The 15,915-nt window shown below is 62.3% G+C and carries 10 protein-coding genes; 5 read left to right on the plus strand and 5 right to left on the minus strand.

What is annotated here, in order from left to right:
- Positions 1 to 226: 226 nt before the first annotated feature.
- From CBW66_RS24675 to dprA, 3 genes are all read right to left on the minus strand, one after another.
- Complete coding sequence (locus tag CBW66_RS24675) at positions 227 to 2,893, minus strand: DNA topoisomerase III (RefSeq protein ID WP_086139819.1); 2,667 nt, start codon at positions 2,891 to 2,893, stop codon at positions 227 to 229.
- 273 nt (positions 2,894 to 3,166) lie between these two features.
- Positions 3,167 to 3,631 (minus strand): DUF494 family protein, encoded by a 465-nt coding sequence (locus CBW66_RS24680; protein ID WP_034749287.1) that lies wholly within the window; start codon positions 3,629 to 3,631, stop codon positions 3,167 to 3,169.
- A gap of 94 nt (positions 3,632 to 3,725) precedes the next feature.
- Positions 3,726 to 4,829, minus strand: coding sequence for a DNA-processing protein DprA (gene dprA, locus CBW66_RS24685; protein WP_086139820.1), 1,104 nt, complete (start codon positions 4,827 to 4,829; stop codon positions 3,726 to 3,728).
- Positions 4,830 to 5,129: 300 nt separating this feature from the next.
- Here dprA and def point away from each other — a divergent pair, with 300 nt between their 5' ends.
- The 3 genes from def (at position 5,130) to CBW66_RS24700 (ending at position 7,656) form a co-directional block, all read left to right on the plus strand.
- On the plus strand, positions 5,130 to 5,672 hold the full coding sequence (gene def / locus CBW66_RS24690; protein WP_076568288.1) for a peptide deformylase: 543 nt from the start codon (positions 5,130 to 5,132) through the stop codon (positions 5,670 to 5,672).
- A 94-nt stretch (positions 5,673 to 5,766) separates the two neighbouring features.
- A complete protein-coding gene (gene fmt, locus CBW66_RS24695) occupies positions 5,767 to 6,723 on the plus strand; it encodes a methionyl-tRNA formyltransferase (RefSeq protein ID WP_086139821.1) in 957 nt (318 codons plus the stop codon).
- 30 nt (positions 6,724 to 6,753) lie between these two features.
- The gene (locus tag CBW66_RS24700) at positions 6,754 to 7,656 is read left to right on the plus strand and encodes a LysR family transcriptional regulator (protein ID WP_086139822.1); all 903 of its coding nucleotides are present in this window, start codon (positions 6,754 to 6,756) and stop codon (positions 7,654 to 7,656) included.
- Here CBW66_RS24700 and CBW66_RS24705 read toward each other — a convergent pair whose 3' ends face one another.
- Positions 7,657 to 8,064: a tautomerase family protein gene (locus tag CBW66_RS24705; protein ID WP_086139823.1), complete on the minus strand. Its 408-nt coding sequence runs from the start codon at positions 8,062 to 8,064 to the stop codon at positions 7,657 to 7,659.
- A 144-nt stretch (positions 8,065 to 8,208) separates the two neighbouring features.
- Positions 8,209 to 10,680: an IPT/TIG domain-containing protein gene (locus CBW66_RS24710; protein WP_086139824.1), complete on the minus strand. Its 2,472-nt coding sequence runs from the start codon at positions 10,678 to 10,680 to the stop codon at positions 8,209 to 8,211.
- A 636-nt stretch (positions 10,681 to 11,316) separates the two neighbouring features.
- On the opposite strand from CBW66_RS24710, the gene metH reads away from it, so the two are divergent.
- Positions 11,317 to 15,111 (plus strand): methionine synthase, encoded by a 3,795-nt coding sequence (gene metH / locus CBW66_RS24715; RefSeq protein ID WP_170933061.1) that lies wholly within the window; start codon positions 11,317 to 11,319, stop codon positions 15,109 to 15,111.
- A 112-nt stretch (positions 15,112 to 15,223) separates the two neighbouring features.
- Complete coding sequence (locus tag CBW66_RS24720; protein ID WP_083287233.1) at positions 15,224 to 15,595, plus strand: SPW repeat protein; 372 nt, start codon at positions 15,224 to 15,226, stop codon at positions 15,593 to 15,595.
- The last annotated feature ends 320 nt before the right edge of the window (positions 15,596 to 15,915 follow it).

Genomic DNA, 15,915 nt, shown 5'->3' on the forward strand with positions numbered 1-15,915 from the left:
TTGTACGTCATCTCGCCTTGTACGTCATCTCGCCTTTTTCAACCTGCTCGACAACGCTCAATTTAAAAGCCAGGCTGTAATCTCGCTGACTGCGTCGAAACCCTTGTTCCATCGGACACTCCTTCTCTGTAACGAAAAAGTGTCAACTTATTCCAGGACGGATCAGGGACATAAAAAAAGCCAGGGAAATCCCTGGCTTTTTTTTGCCTTGCTGGCTGGCGCCCGATTACTCCGCCGCTGCCGCCTTCTTCGCCGGCGCCTTCCTGGCGGCCGGCTTTTTCACGGCCGTGGCCTTCTTGGCCGGCGCCTTTTTGACGGCTGCCGCTTTCTTGACGGCCGTTTTCTTCGCTGGCGCCGCGCCTTCTTCGCCTTCGACCTCGGCAGCTGCCGCTTTGGTCTTGGCACCAGGCTTGGCCTTGCGCTCTTCAAACTCGAAGCTCACCTTGCCATCCTTGCCGCGCACGAGGAAAGCCTTGAACGGACGGCGCGTGCGCTGCGATACAAAGCCCGGCAACAAGTCCGTCTTGCCATCGTTGAGCAGTTTTGCCATTTGTTCCGGCAAGATTTCCTGCTGCAAGATGATGCGGCCGCTGCGGAAGTCACACGTCTTCGGCTTGGCCACGCTGTGTTCGCACACATAGGCCAGGCCCATTTCATACACGCCGGCATTGCACTTGGGGCACGGTCCCACAGGCGTCTGGCCCGTGAAATCGACACCTTCGCCATCTTCGCTCTCGTCGTTCTGGCCGAAATCGAATTCCAATTTGAAATTCTTGATCTCTTCATCACGCACGATGCGCAGGATGGCGGCGAACGGACGGCCCATCTTCGAGCGGAAGCCTTGCAGCGGGCCGATGGTGCGGTCCTTCAGCAATTGTTCCACTTCGGCGATTTCGAACTGGCGCGAACCCGGTGTCTTGCTCATCGAGAATTCGCATTTGGTGCAGGCGAAACGGCGATAGTTTTCCTTCACCACGCCGCCGCAATTCGGGCACGGCGTTTCCAAAGTGGCGTAGTCGCCGGGAATCGTATCGTTGTCGTATTCCTTGGCGCGCTTGACGATGATTTGCGTCATCTGCGCAATTTCGCGCATGAATTCTTCGCGCGAAATCTTGCCTTTTTCCATCTGCGACAGCTTGTATTCCCACTCGCCCGTCAGCTCCGGCGCCGTCAATTCGTTGACGCCCAGGCCTTTCAGCAAGGTCATCAGCTGCGACGCCTTGGCCGTCGGAATCAGTTCGCGGCCTTCGCGGATCAGGTAGCGTTCCGTCAGCAAGCCCTCGATGGTGGCCGCACGCGTTGCCGGGGTTCCAAGACCCTTGCCGGCCATCGCGTCGCGCAGCTCGTCGTCGTCGATCAGCTTGCCGGCGCCTTCCATGGCCGACAGCAAGGTCGCCTCCGTGAAGCGCGCAGGCGGTTTCGTCACCAGGCCGTTGGCGCTGACGCTTTCCGTCTGCACTTTCTCGCCCTTGGCGACGGGCACCAGATTGCCGTTGCCATTGCTTTCCTTGTCGGCGTCCGTCGACGCTTCCTTGCCGTAGATGGCCAGCCAGCCCGGATTGGTCATGACCTTGCCTTCCGTCTTGAACTGATGGCCGGACACTTCCGTGTAGCGCGTGGTGACCTGGAATTCCGCAGGCGGGAAGAACACGGCCATGAAGCGGCGCGTGACGAGGTCGTACAGCTTCTGTTCCGGCTCGGACAAATTCTTTGGCGCGATCGTCGTCGGGATGATCGCGAAGTGATCCGAGATCTTCGTGTTGTCGAAGATGCGCTTGTTCGGCTTGACCCAGCCCTTGTCGATGATCTGCTTGGCGAACTGGTGGTAATTGCTGTTGTCCTTGACCGTTTCCAGCGCCTGCAGCACGGTCGGCATGTAGTCTTCTGGCAGGTGGCGCGAATCGGTACGCGGATACGTCAAGACCTTGTGCTTTTCATACAGCGCCTGGGCCAGGCCCAGCGTGTTCTTGGCCGAGAAGCCGAAACGCGAGTTCGCTTCACGCTGCAGGCTGGTCAGGTCGAACAGGCCAGGCGCCATCGAGGTGGTCGGTTTCGATTCTTCCGTGACGACGCCTTGGCGGCCGCGGCAGGCGGTGGCGATCGAGTCGGCAGCGGCCTTGCTCCACAGGCGCTCGGCGCGCTTCTCGGGGTCGTTCTCGTCCTTCTTGAACTTCGTGTCGAGCCAGCGGCCTTCATAGATGCCGGCCGCGCAGACGAATTCGGCGCGCACTTCCCAGAAGTCGCGCGGCACGAATTTCTTGATCTTGTCTTCGCGTTCGACGACGATGGACAGGGTCGGCGTCTGCACGCGGCCCACGGTGGTCAGGTAAAAACCGCCTTCTTTCGAATTAAACGCCGTCATGGCACGCGTGCCATTGATGCCGATCAACCAGTCGGCTTCCGAACGGCAGCGGGCCGCATCGGCCAGCGGCAGCATTTCTTCGTCGCTGCGCAGGTGTGCAAAACCGTCGCGGATGGCGCCCGGCGTCATCGACTGCAGCCACAGGCGCTTGACCGGTTGCTTGGCCTTGGCGTTTTGCGCGATCAGGCGGAAAATCAGCTCGCCTTCGCGCCCCGCATCGCATGCGTTGATGAGGGTGGAAACGTCTTTACGTTTGATCAGCTTGTTTAATACTTTGAGGCGCGCTTCCGTCTTGGCGATCGGGTTCAGCGCGAAATACGGTGGAATCATCGGCAAGTGCGCGAAACTCCATTTGCCGCGCTTCACGTCGAATTCTTCCGGCACGGCGATCTCCAGCAAGTGGCCGACCGCCGACGACAGGACGTATTCATCCGATTCAAAGTACTCATCGTGCTTGGTGAAGCCGCCAAGCGTCTTCGCGATATCGTTCGCGACAGAAGGCTTCTCGGCGATGATGAGGGTTTTTGTCATATTTTTTAGTCTCGAAAAATGCTCTAGGATAGTTTCAGCATGCGCATCATACAGTGCATTGCCAGGCGCCGACGCTTTTGTCTGCGCAAGGCCTTGTGACTTGTGGTCTTGTCAAGCGGCCAATGATAAGCGCCTATTGAAGAATTCGGCAAGTTATCTGCAAGCAAGAATGCGCAGGCGCAAACACAATGGACTGGCGTGCGTGGTGCCGCAGCCTATAGTAAGGGAGATGGCGCGGCAGCGGCGCCAGGTGCGGCTAAGGGCGTGTATCTACTAGTGCAGCAGGCGCGGCGGGAGATCTTCGTCGTCGACAAACAAGTCGTCGAACATCAAGGCGTCCGGTTCCTTGCCCTGGCTCCACAACAGCATCAGCACGATGACTTTCAGCTTGCCCAGCGACACGGGCGCCTCGTCGAGCGCCAGCGCCCGTTCGATGACGATTTCGCGCTGCAGCGGCGAGAGCACCTTGGCGCTTTCCAGGAACTGGATGAAGCCGATGGCGGCAGTGCCCAGCACGTCGCTTTCCTGCTGCACATAAAAGCGCGTACCCGTGGAACTGGCCGTCAGGGTTTGTTCGACGCCGGCCATGGCGTTCAAGTCCGTCAACCACACGAGCGCTTCGGAAATCTCCACGTCGTCGAAACCGACGGCCGACAGTTTGCGCGCCAGGACTGCCGGCTCGGGGCAGGCGTCGGGGCGATAGTAAGTCTCGTAGAGGTACACCAGGATATCGAACATGGCTCTACTCTAGCAGCTAAGTTCGCTTAGACACAAGGGTGCGCACAGACAAAGCGCGCCCGTGCGGCAAGGCCGCCACACAAGTGACAAGCTGTCATTTGCAGCGTTGAAACAGTCCTCCCGGCAAGCGTTCCACCAGGCCCGCCAGCTCCAGCGCCAGCAATTGCCCCATCAGCGCGCCCATGGCCAGGCCGCTGCGCGCAGCCAGGGTATCGGCATCGAGCGGGTCGTGGCCCAGCGCGGCCAGCAGCGGCGGCTCGTCTTCCACCGCGGCCGGCTCGCTGGGGGCGCCGCCCAGCCACTGCAGCTCTTGCAGCACGTCATCAGCCGATTCGACCAGCTTGGCGCCCTGCTTGATGAGTGCATGGCACCCCTTGGCCAAAGTCGCATGGATGGAGCCGGGCAAGGCATATACGTCGCGCCCCTGCTCGCCCGCCAGGCGCGCCGTGATCAGGGACCCCGACTGGGCCGCCGCCTCGATCACCAGCACGCCGCGCGCCAGGCCGCTGATCAGGCGGTTGCGGCGCGGAAAGTTGCCCGGCATGGCGGGCAGCCCCAGCGCGTACTCGCTGACGATGCAGCCCTGTTCGGCAATTCTTTGCGCCAGATCAAGGTTACGTCGTGGGTACACGAGATCGGCGCCCGTGCCGATCACGGCCACCGTGCCGCCAGCGCCGCGCAAGCCGCCCTCGTGCGCGTGCGTGTCGATGCCGAGCGCCAGCCCGGAAATGATGGTCAAGCCTGCCGCGCTGAGCGCTTGCGCGAAGGCGGCCGCGTTCTGCATGCCTTGCGCGCTGGCATTGCGGCTGCCGATGATGGCCACGCCGGGACACGACAGCAGCTCCGCCCGTCCCCGCACATATAACAATAGCGGCGGATCGGCGATTTCCAGCAACAGGGGCGGATACGCGGCATCGGCCAGGGTCAGCACGGCATTGCCGGGCCGCTGCAGCCACTGCAGGGTGAGTTCCAGCTGGCTGTTGGCCACCGGCCTGGGCGGCTGCACGATGGCGCGCGCCACGCCGGCCGGCACCACCTCGCGCAAGGCCTCGAATGGCGCGGCAAAGATGGCCGGCGGCAAGCCGAAGCGGGCCAGCAAGGCGCGCGCCGCCACCGGGCCCACGCCGGGCAAATGCTGCAGGCGCAGCCATCCCGCCAGTTCCGTGGACGGGTCTGCCGTCGTGGCAAGTGCATGCATGACAACCTCGCTGTGTACTGTGGCATCCCATGCTAGCGCCATGGCAAGCGCGCGATACCGACGCGCGCAAGGATGCGTGCAATGGCCGTGCAAAACAGTCCCTCCTCCACAGGAGCATGGGTGTCTGTGATAAAATTTCCCTTTGCAGCAAACGATTAGCGCACTGGCAAACGCATCTGCCGCGCCGTTGCGCCCTACGCGCCCGAGGCGTACACAAATAAAACAGCCCTGCCATCGTTCGCATGGCCCAGGCATGAATAATCCGGCGCACCGGCGCCCACCTTAACCAGTCGAATCCGTATGTCCATATTAAATATCCTGCGTTACCCCGATCCTCGCCTGCACACGGTCGCCAAGCCCGTCACCGAATTTGACGCGCGCCTGCAAACCCTGATCGACGACATGGCCGAAACCATGTACGACGCCCCCGGCGTCGGCCTGGCCGCGTCGCAAGTGGACGAGCATATCCAGATGATGGTAATCGACATCACCGAAGAAAAAAACCAGCTGCAAGTATTCATCAACCCGGAAATTACCTGGGCCAGCGAAGAAAAGCAGGTCTACGACGAAGGCTGCCTGTCCGTGCCCGGCGTGTATGACGGCGTCGAGCGCCCGGCCCGCATCAAGGTGCGCGCCCTGGACCGCCACGGCAAGCAGTTCGAGCTGGAAGCCGATGGCTTGCTGGCCGTCTGCATCCAGCATGAGATGGATCACTTGCTGGGCAAGGTATTCGTCGAATACCTGTCGCCGCTCAAACGCAACCGCATCAAGACCAAGATGATCAAGGAAATCCGCGGTCTCGAGCGCGAAGCGAGCCTGCGCGCACAGAACCGTCGTTTCTAAGCCGCTTTTGCAGCACTGCTGATAGACTGACCGTAATACCATGCCAGCCTGGCGCCTCCGGCGCGGGCCTGCGCACCTCACGTCAAGGAACCATATGAAAGTGATCTTCGCAGGCACGCCTGAATTCGCCGCCACGGCCCTGAAAGACTTGCACGAAGCGGGATTCGAGATTCCGCTGGTGCTGACCCAGCCCGACCGCCCCGCCGGTCGCGGCATGCAGTTGCACGCCTCGGCCGTCAAGCAATATGCGCAGCAGCACGGCATCGAGGTGCTGCAGCCGCTGTCCTTGCGCATGGACAGCAAGGATCCGCAGCGCGCCGCCGAGGCAAAAGCGGCCCACGAGCGCCTGCTGGCCACCGATTACGACGTGATGGTGGTGGCGGCCTACGGCCTGATCTTGCCGCGCAGCACGCTCGACATCAAACCCTGCATCAATATCCACGGTTCATTGCTGCCGCGCTGGCGCGGCGCGGCGCCCATCCACCGCGCCATCGAGGCCGGCGACGATGAAACGGGCGTCACCATCATGCAGATGGAAGAAGGCCTCGATACGGGCCCCATGCTGGCCGTCGAGCGCACGCCCATCGAAGCGGGCGACTCCACCGCCACCCTGCACGACAAGCTGGCCAAACTGGGCGGCAAGATGATCGTCGAGACCCTGCGCAAGATGCAGCAGCAGCCGCTGGAAGCCGTGCCGCAGCCGGAAGCGGGCGTCACCTATGCGGCAAAGATCGCCAAGGAAGAAGCGGCGCTCGATTTCAGCTTGCCGGCGCTGGAGCTGGGCCTGAAAATCCGCGCCTTCAATCCGTTTCCCGGCGCCTGCGGCCAGGTCGATGGCGTCACCATCAAGATCTGGGCCGCCGAGGTACTCGAAGCGGACAGCAAGGAAGCGCCGGGCCAGGTGCTGGCGGCCGACGCCCAGCACGGCATCGTCGTGGCCTGCGGCAATGGTTCCTTGCGGCTGACGGAACTGCAAAAACCGGGCGGCAAGCGACTGCCCGCAGCCGAGTTCATCAAGGGATTCCCCCTCGAAGGCAAGCGTTTCGTTTAATTCAGCCATCGATACCGGCGGCAAGCGCCCATGGACCAGCTGACCGCCCTGCGCGCCTTGCGCCGCGTCGTGGAACTGGGCAGTTTCACGGCCGCCGGCGCCGCGCTCGGCATTTCCCACTCCATCGTGTCGCGCCAGATCCGCCAGCTGGAAAGCCAGCTGGGCGCCCAATTGCTCAACCGCACCACGCGCCGCTTCGCCCTGACGGCCGCCGGCCAGGAATACTATCTGGCCAGCCGCGACATCCTCGACGCCCTCGATGCGGCCGACCGCGCCGTCGCCATGCACCAGGCACAGCCGTCCGGCAGCCTGCGCATCAATGCGCCGATGGCCTTCGGCACCCTGGAACTGGCCGCCTGGCTGCCCGATTTTACGCGCCACTACCCGCACATCCACATCGATCTCGTCTGCACTGACCGCATCGTCGACCTGATCGACGATGGTTTCGACGTGGCGCTGCGCCTGGCGCGCGGCTTGCCCGACTCCACCCTGGTGGCGCGCCAGCTGGGCAGCAGCCGCACCTTGGCCGTCGCCTCGCCCGCCTACTTGGCCCGCCATGGCCATCCGGCCACGCCGCAAGACTTGGCGCAGCACAATTGCCTGATGTACAGCTCCGCCGAGAAGCCGGCCGAGTGGTCGTTCACGGATGCCGGCGGCGCCGCGCACAAGATAGCCGTGCGCGGCAGCCTGCAAGCCAATACCAGCGTGGCCCTGCGCGAGGCTGCCGTGGGCGGCATGGGCATTGCCGGCGCGGCCGGCTTCATCGTGCGCGACGCGCTGCGCAGCGGCCAGCTGGTGGAAGTCTTGCCCGGCTACACCTTGCGTCCACGCACCTTGTACGCGCTGTATCCGCACAGCCGCCAGTTGTCGCCCAAGGTCAGGGTCTTCGTCGATTTTGCCGTGCAACACTATCACAATCGCCGCTGGGATTGATCAGGCCGGCTGCAGCGCCTTGCGCACGGCGCGGAACTGCTGCGTCAAGCCGCCGTAGCCCCAGGCCGCCTGGCGCGCGTCGTGCACGTGGATGTAGCTGACGTCATGCAAGGCGCCGAGATGCTCGTGCATGGCGGCGAACACGGCGGCGATATACGCGGCCTTTTCCGCCGCCGTATTCGTTTCATCGCTGATCAGGATATCGAGGAAAAAGCTGGCCTTGCCCTGCACCTGCAGGGATGGCCCGCCGACAAACCAGTGCGCCGCGTCAAGATGGCTGATCGCCACCGACGTCAGTTCGGGCGCCTTGTGCAGCAACTGTGCCGTCAAGGTGCTCAAGGTGACGGCGATGGCGGCCGACTGGCGCGCATCGGGCGTGGTGGACAAACGCAGGTTCAGAATGGGCATGGGATGCTCCGCAAGTGGGTGAAGCCCCATTCTAGGCAGGCGGAAGGTAAAACGGCAGCCCTCGCCAGGTACGAGACCTGTGCATATTCCACACATAAAAAAGGGCTTGCCGCGGCAAGCCCTCGTTGCATCCAGCGCCCTGGCCTAGCGGCGCTGCACCCTCATCAGGCGTGCGCCCACGGACGATGACAGGCTGACCTCGAAACGGCCGCCGGCCGGCAAGCCGCTGACGTCGACGCTGGCTTTGCCACCCGTCAAGTCACTGGCGACCACCGTCTTGCGGCCATCGGCGGCCACGTGCAGCACGGCGGCGTATGGTTCCGCATCGGCATTCCAGACCAGCGCCAGCTTGCCGCCGCTTTGTGTCGCATCGAACGTGGCATCGTTGGCGGCAGCCCTGCTGCGGCGCGCAGAGCGCTCCAGCTTGGCTAAAGCCTTGCCATTTTGCAGCACTTGCACATCGCTGATGTCGCCCGGATTGGCGAAGCTGACGCGGAAATGGCTCATGGCGTTGCCGCCATGATCAGCCACGGAGACGCCATCAAAAGGCAAGTCGATAGTCTGTCCCGACGCCGTCAGCACGCGCAAGATATACGCGTGGCCGCTGCCGCTGGCAGCGGTGCCGATGCGCACCGACGAGGCAATGGCGGGACGCAGCCCCACGCCGGCCGGCGTGATGCGGCCGGAAATGGTCAGATAGCCGTTCTCGGCCACGGACATGCTGGCGGCCATCACATTGCTGCCCGTCACCTGCGTGCTGCGTCTTTCCAGGAATTGCTGTACCCGCACATAGCTGTAGTCGGAGAACCAGGCACCGCTGCAATAGCTCATCACGTCCTTCATCGGCGTGCTGCCGTAGACTGCTTTGCTCAACTGGCCAATGCTGCCCGCATAGTCGCTGTTGTACAGCGGTTGCGGGCCCAGGTCGCCATTCGGATACGGGTAGTCGGTGGCCGCACTGGCCGGACCGCCGCAGGCGATGTGCTGCAGCGAGTGGTTATGGCCCAGCTCGTGCACAAGCGTGGTCAGCCATTCAGGCCAGTTATTGCCAAAGGGATCGACGGAAGCAATGCTGTTGAACCTGGCATCGAGGCCGATGGCCGCCGTGAAGGCATTGCTGCTGCCCGGCGGGTTGATGTAGGCCAGGCCGGCGGTGCGCGTGGAAGACATTCTCGGCACGAAACCATAATAATAGGCGCCGCTATCTTCCAGTGCACGCTTGTTTTCCAGCTTGTCCAAGGCATCGCTCCACCAGCTGTCGGCCGTGCTGCTGCCTGGCATGCTCAGCGCCATGCGCGTGGTGACGCTGATATTTTCCGCCGCATACGGGTACACGCGCGTCAGTGCGGCACGGATCAGCTCGGCGTCAGGCAATTGCGCCACACCATCGTCGGTGCTCAGCGGTACCAGCACCAGGTGAATTTTCGCTGCGCTGGCCACCACGGGCGCCGCTTCCTGGCTCACTTGCACGCCGTCGTTGCCCACGGCCGTCACGCGCACGCGCACGCCGGGCAAGATCCAGTTAGACGGCAACACGGCACTGAAATTGCCGACGAAGCTGTAATCGCTTTTCACCGTCGGCAAGACCGATGGGCCGCTCATGGTGATGCTGCCCAGGTTGCCGCCATTGGCGGCAGTCGCATTCAAGATCACGGCAGGGCTGGTCTGGCCTGTTTGCGTGGCCAGCACGGAGACGCGCACGGCGGCCGGCTTGCCGCGCGTCAGGCGCAAGGCGGCATCGCTGGAGTTCAAGTTCAGTACCTGCGCGAAATCAATGCTGCCCAAGGTAAAGGCCGACACCGTGCCCGCATTCACGGCGATGCGCGAAGCGGCCGACAGCATCACGTTGCCCGTTGCCGACGCTGGCGCGGACAGCAGCAGCTGGCTGGGACTGGCGCTGACGATGACGGCTGGCGTATTGCCCACCGTCGCCGAGCTGACCTGGTCGAGATTGCTGCCCTGCAGCGTCACCGACAAGGTGGCGCCGTTGACGGCCGACGTGATCGACGTCACCGCCACGCTGGCCAGGACCGTGTACGTGTCGCTGCTGATCACATCGTTGTACGGACCGCGCACCGTCAGCGCGCCTGTCGCTGCACCCGCAGGCACCACTACCGTCACGCTGCCGTCCGTCTGGCTTTGCGGCGTTGCCGCCGCGCCATTGCCGAACTGCACCGCCGTCACGGCGCCCATGCCGCCGCCCGCGATCGTCACGCTGGAACCGACGCCGCCCGTCACCGGCGCGACGCTGCTCACGCTCAACGGCAAGTACACATTGACGTTATAACTGGTGGTTGCCGTGCCGCTGGCGCTGACGAGGCTCAAGGCGCCCGTCACAGGCGCGCCCGGCATGGCCAGGGTCACGCTGGTGTCGCTGCTGGCGCTGGCGGCAACGTTCACGCCGCCTACCTGGAAAGCCGTCACGCGGCTCAGATTCGTGCCCGTCACCACCAGCCTGCCGCCCACGGCGACATTCGCCGCCGAGACGGCCGTTACGGCAGGAACCACGACAGGATTGCCCGACGTGGTCGCCACCGCCGCGTCACCACCGCCGCCACCGCCGCAAGCGGACAGGCCCAGCACAAGAAACATTGCCACAAGCAGATGGTTTTTCATGGCTGGCAACCATGTTGGTGCAGCGCGATACCGGGGAGGACACGAGAGAAATGTGACATATTGGTGACTTTTGGTGAGAATGTGATTTCGAAGAACCCATATTATCGGTTAATTCGATTCCTAAAGACAACTATTAATGCTTTTGATTCAATTGGTTTTGATGATAATAAAGTATTCGTCTGGAAAGATTTATTTTAAGAATCATTCCCCCCATCTATATGGCCTTGAATCAAAATTATTTTCTTTTACAACTATTGCCATACAATCCATTAAAAACAGGCTGCTATGGCGCAAACAATGTGGGAATTTTTCCATAGCCTGGAGCACATAGCTTCCTGGCAATTTTGGCGGAAGAATTAACATTTTGAGTAAGCTTTTCAGGAATGTCATTTCAGAATCAGGCGCGGCGCAAGCCGATCTGTTGCAAGCAAGCCTGCCGTGGGGCAAACGTGCGCTTTTGCTTAAAACCAAAGCAGCCTGATGCCGTATAATTTTAGACCCGGTGATTCAGGCGATTGCCACCTTCTGCCTGCCCTACCCGGCAGGCACACTCCGTCAGCTGATCCTGCTGGCCCGCAACCGCCTCGTACTGTCTTGTCGCCGCGCCGCCGCCCGTTTGCCTATTGAAAGCATGAAATGAACGATACCGTGATCCCCGCCATGTCCCCGACCGAAGCCACCTTGCGCGCCATCCTGGCGCAGCGGATCATGATCCTCGACGGCGCGATGGGCACGATCATCCAGCAGTACAAGCTCGACGAAGAAGCCTACCGTGGCGGTCCCGCCGGCCGCTTTATCGACTTCGCCGCGCCGGCCGACAGCGGCGCGCGCGAACTGTTCGTCAAGGGCAACAATGAGCTGCTGACCCTGACGCAGCCGCACATCATCCAGGAAATCCACGAGCGCTACCTGGCGGCGGGCGCCGACCTGATCGAAACGAATACCTTCGGCGCCACGACGATCGCGCAGGACGATTACCACATGGCCCACCTGGCCTATGAAATGAACGTCCAGGCGGCCAAGCTGGCGCGCGCCGCCTGCGACAAGTATTCCACGCCGGACAAGCCGCGCTTCGTCGCGGGCGCCCTGGGACCGACGCCGAAGACGGCGTCGATCTCGCCCGACGTCAACGACCCGGCCGCGCGCAACGTCAGTTTCGACCAGCTGGTGGCCGCCTACCTGCAGCAGACGCAGGGCCTGGTGGAAGGCGGCGCCGACGTGCTGCTGGTGGAAACCATTTTCGATACCTTGAATTGCAAGGCGGCCCTGTTCGCCATCGACCTGTTCTACGAACAAAACCCGACCGTCGTACGCCTGCCCTTGATGATTTCCGGCACCGTCACGGACGCCTCGGGCCGCATTCTGTCAGGCCAGACCGTGCCCGCCTTCTGGAATTCCGTGCGCCACGCGAAACCGCTGACCATCGGCCTGAACTGTGCGCTGGGCGCCGCCCTGATGCGCCCGTACGCGGAAGAGCTGGCCAAGATCGCCGACACTTTTGTTTGCATCTACCCGAACGCGGGCTTGCCCAACCCCATGAGCGACACGGGCTTCGACGAGTTGCCAGCCGACACATCCGCCCTGCTGCGGGAATTTGCCGACGCGGGCTTTTTGAACATGGCGGGCGGCTGCTGCGGCACCACGCCGGAGCACATCGCCGCCATCGGCGAGCTGCTGTCGAAAAACACGCCGCGCACCGTGCCGGCCCCGTCGCACGACCTGCGCCTGGCGGGCCTGGAACCGTTCGTCGTCAACGACGAATCGCTGTTCGTCAACGTGGGCGAGCGCACCAACGTCACGGGCTCGAAAGCGTTCGCACGCATGATTCTCAACGAGCAATACGACGAAGCCCTGTCCGTGGCGCGCCAGCAAGTGGAAAACGGCGCGCAAGTGATCGATATCAACATGGACGAGGCGATGCTCGATTCGCTGGCCGCCATGACGCGTTTCCTGAACCTGATCGCCTCGGAACCCGATATTTCGCGCGTGCCCATCATGGTCGACTCGTCGAAATGGTCGGTCATCGAAGCGGGCCTGAAATGCGTGCAGGGCAAGGCCATCGTCAACTCGATTTCCATGAAGGAAGGCGAAGAGGAATTTCTGCGCCAGGCGAAACTGTGCCGCCGCTACGGCGCGGCCGTCATCGTCATGGCTTTCGATGAAAAAGGGCAAGCCGATACCTTCGAGCGCAAGATCGAAATTTGCGCGCGCGCCTATCATTTGCTGGTCGATGCGCTGGACTTCCCGCCGGAAGACATTATTTTCGATCCGAACATCTTTGCCGTGGCCACCGGCATCGAAGAGCACAACAACTACGCCGTCGACTTCATCAACGCGACGCGCTGGATCAAGGAAAACCTGCCGTACGCGAAGATCTCGGGCGGCGTGTCGAACGTGTCCTTCAGTTTCCGCGGCAACGATCCCGCCCGCGAAGCCATCCATACCGTCTTCCTGTACCACGCCATCAAGGCCGGCATGACCATGGGCATCGTGAACGCCGGCATGGTGGGCGTGTACGACAACCTGGACCCGGAATTGCGCGAGCGCGTGGAAGACGTGGTGCTGAACCGCCGCGAAGACTCGACCGAGCGCATGATCGAATTTGCCGGCACCTTGAAGGCGGGCGGCAAGGCCGAAGCACAAACCCTGGCCTGGCGCGAGGGAACAGTACAGGAACGCCTGTCGCACGCGCTGGTGCATGGCATCACGCAATTCATCGTGGAAGACACGGAAGAAGCGCGCCAGGAACTGCTGCACAATGGCGGGCGCCCCATCCACGTGATCGAGGGCCCGCTGATGGCCGGCATGGACGTGGTCGGCGACCTGTTTGGCCAGGGTAAAATGTTCCTGCCGCAAGTGGTGAAATCGGCGCGCGTGATGAAACAGGCCGTGGCCCATCTGATTCCATTTATCGAGGAAGAAAAGCTGCTCGAAGAGCAGCGCACGGGCATCGTCGCCAAGCCGAAGGGCAAGATCATCATGGCGACCGTGAAAGGCGACGTGCATGACATCGGCAAGAATATCGTCACGGTAGTCTTGCAATGCAATAACTTCGAAGTGGTGAACATGGGCGTGATGGTGCCGTGCTCGGAAATCCTCGCCCGCGCCAAGGTGGAAAACGCCGACATCATCGGTCTGTCGGGCCTGATCACGCCGTCGCTGGAAGAAATGGCCTATGTCGCCAAGGAAATGCAGCGCGACGAACACTTCCGCATGCTGAAGATTCCCCTGCTGATCGGCGGCGCCACCACCAGCCGCGCCCACACGGCCGTGAAAATCGCGCACAACTACGAAGGCCCCGTGATCTACGTGCCGGACGCTTCGCGTTCCGTGTCCGTGGCGCAATCCTTGCTGACGCCGGAACAGCGCGACAAGTACGTGGAGGACATCGAACTCGACTATGCGCGCATCCGCGAGCAGCACGCCAACAAGAAGGCGCTGCCCATCTTGCCGCTGGCGCAGGCGCGCGCGAACAAGATGGTCGTGCCCTTCGACGGCCCGTGCACGCCCGTGAAGCCGAAGTTCATCGGCCGCCGCGTGTTTAAAAATGTCGACCTGGCCACCCTGGCCAACTACATCGACTGGGGTCCGTTCTTCCAGACCTGGGACCTGGCCGGCCCCTTCCCCGCCATCTTGACGGATGAAGTGGTGGGCGACGCGGCCACCAAGGTATACGCGGAAGGCCAGGCCTTGCTGAAAAAACTCATCGACGGGCGCTGGCTGACGGCCAACGGCGTCGTGTCCTTGCTGCCGGCCAACAGCGTCAATGACGACGATATCGAGGTGTACACCGACGATACGCGCAGTAGCGTGGCGTTTACGTATTACGGCATGCGCCAGCAAGGCGTGAAACCCGTGGTCGACGGCGTGCAGCGCCCGAACCAGTGCCTGGCCGACTTCATTGCGCCGAAGGCGTCGGGCGTGAAGGATTACATCGGCATGTTTGCCGTCACGTCCGGCCTGGGCATCGAAAAGTATGAAAAACGCTTCGAGGATGCACACGACGATTACTCGTCCATCATGTTGAAGTCGCTGGCGGACCGCCTGGCCGAGGCGTTTGCCGAGTACCTGCACGAACGCGTGCGCAAGGATTTGTGGGGCTACGTGCCGGACGAGCACTTGGGCAACGACGACATGATCGCCGAGAAATACGTGGGCATCCGCCCGGCGCCCGGCTATCCTGCCTGCCCCGAGCACACGGTCAAAAAAGAAATGTTCGAGGTCATGCAGGCCGGGGAAATCGGCATGCAGCTGACGGAATCGTACGCCATGTTCCCCGGCGCGGCCGTCTCCGGCTTCTATTTTGCCCACCCGGAGTCGAAATACTTCGTCGTCGGCAAGATCGGCATGGACCAGGTGGAAGACATGGCCAAGCGCCGTGGCGTCAGCATCGGGGACGTGGAACGCTGGCTGTCGCCCAACCTGTCATAAACCATGCAACGGCGCGCGGAACTTTTCGCGCGCCGCAGCGCACTAACGCAGTATGCCGGCCGGCATGCTGCATGCCCGCTCCGGCCCGTTCCCCAACTGGCAAGGAGGTATTATGGCAACCAATTTCAAACTGAAACGCTGGCAGGATCAGGTGATCCTGTTGCTGGGCCTGTGGCTGCTCGTCTCGCCCTGGGCCTTTTCCTATCCCGAAGGCTCGCCCCAGATGATCAACGCTTTTGTCTCGGGCCTGGTCATCGCCGTGCTGGCCGCCTTTGATCTGTACAAGACCTATTTCTGGGCCGTCGTCGTCAACCTGCTGGTCGGCGTCTGGGTCGCCGCCTCACCGTGGGTGCTGCGGCTGGCCGATCAGCGCGTCGTCATGTGGAACGAGCTGATCGTCGGTATCGCCGTCGCCGTGCTGGCCCTGTGGGAGTTGCGCACCGACCCCGAGCTGCACAAGCACTGGCCCGGCGCCGCGGCGTAGCGGCGTAAAAAAGCCCTGCCACGGCTAAGCCGTGCAGGGCTTTTCAATCCGCTCGTACAGGTCGGGCAGGTCGCGTAGGTCGGATCAGCGCTGGCGCGCAATCCAACAACAACCGTCACCGCCAACAATATCGTCGGATTACGGCACTGCGGGCCTAATCCGACCTACCGCAGGCCTGGTGCCGCCGCGTAAGGCATAAAAATGCCCTGCCACGGCTACGCCGTGCAGGGCATTAATAAATAACACAACAGATACGCGACATAACGGCGCCTGGCATGAGCGTAGCGAGCGGAAGGGAGAGGTGGCCGAGAAGCGCAACC

This window comes from Janthinobacterium sp. GW456P, assembly GCF_002127655.1.
GTDB lineage: Bacteria > Pseudomonadota > Gammaproteobacteria > Burkholderiales > Burkholderiaceae_D > Janthinobacterium.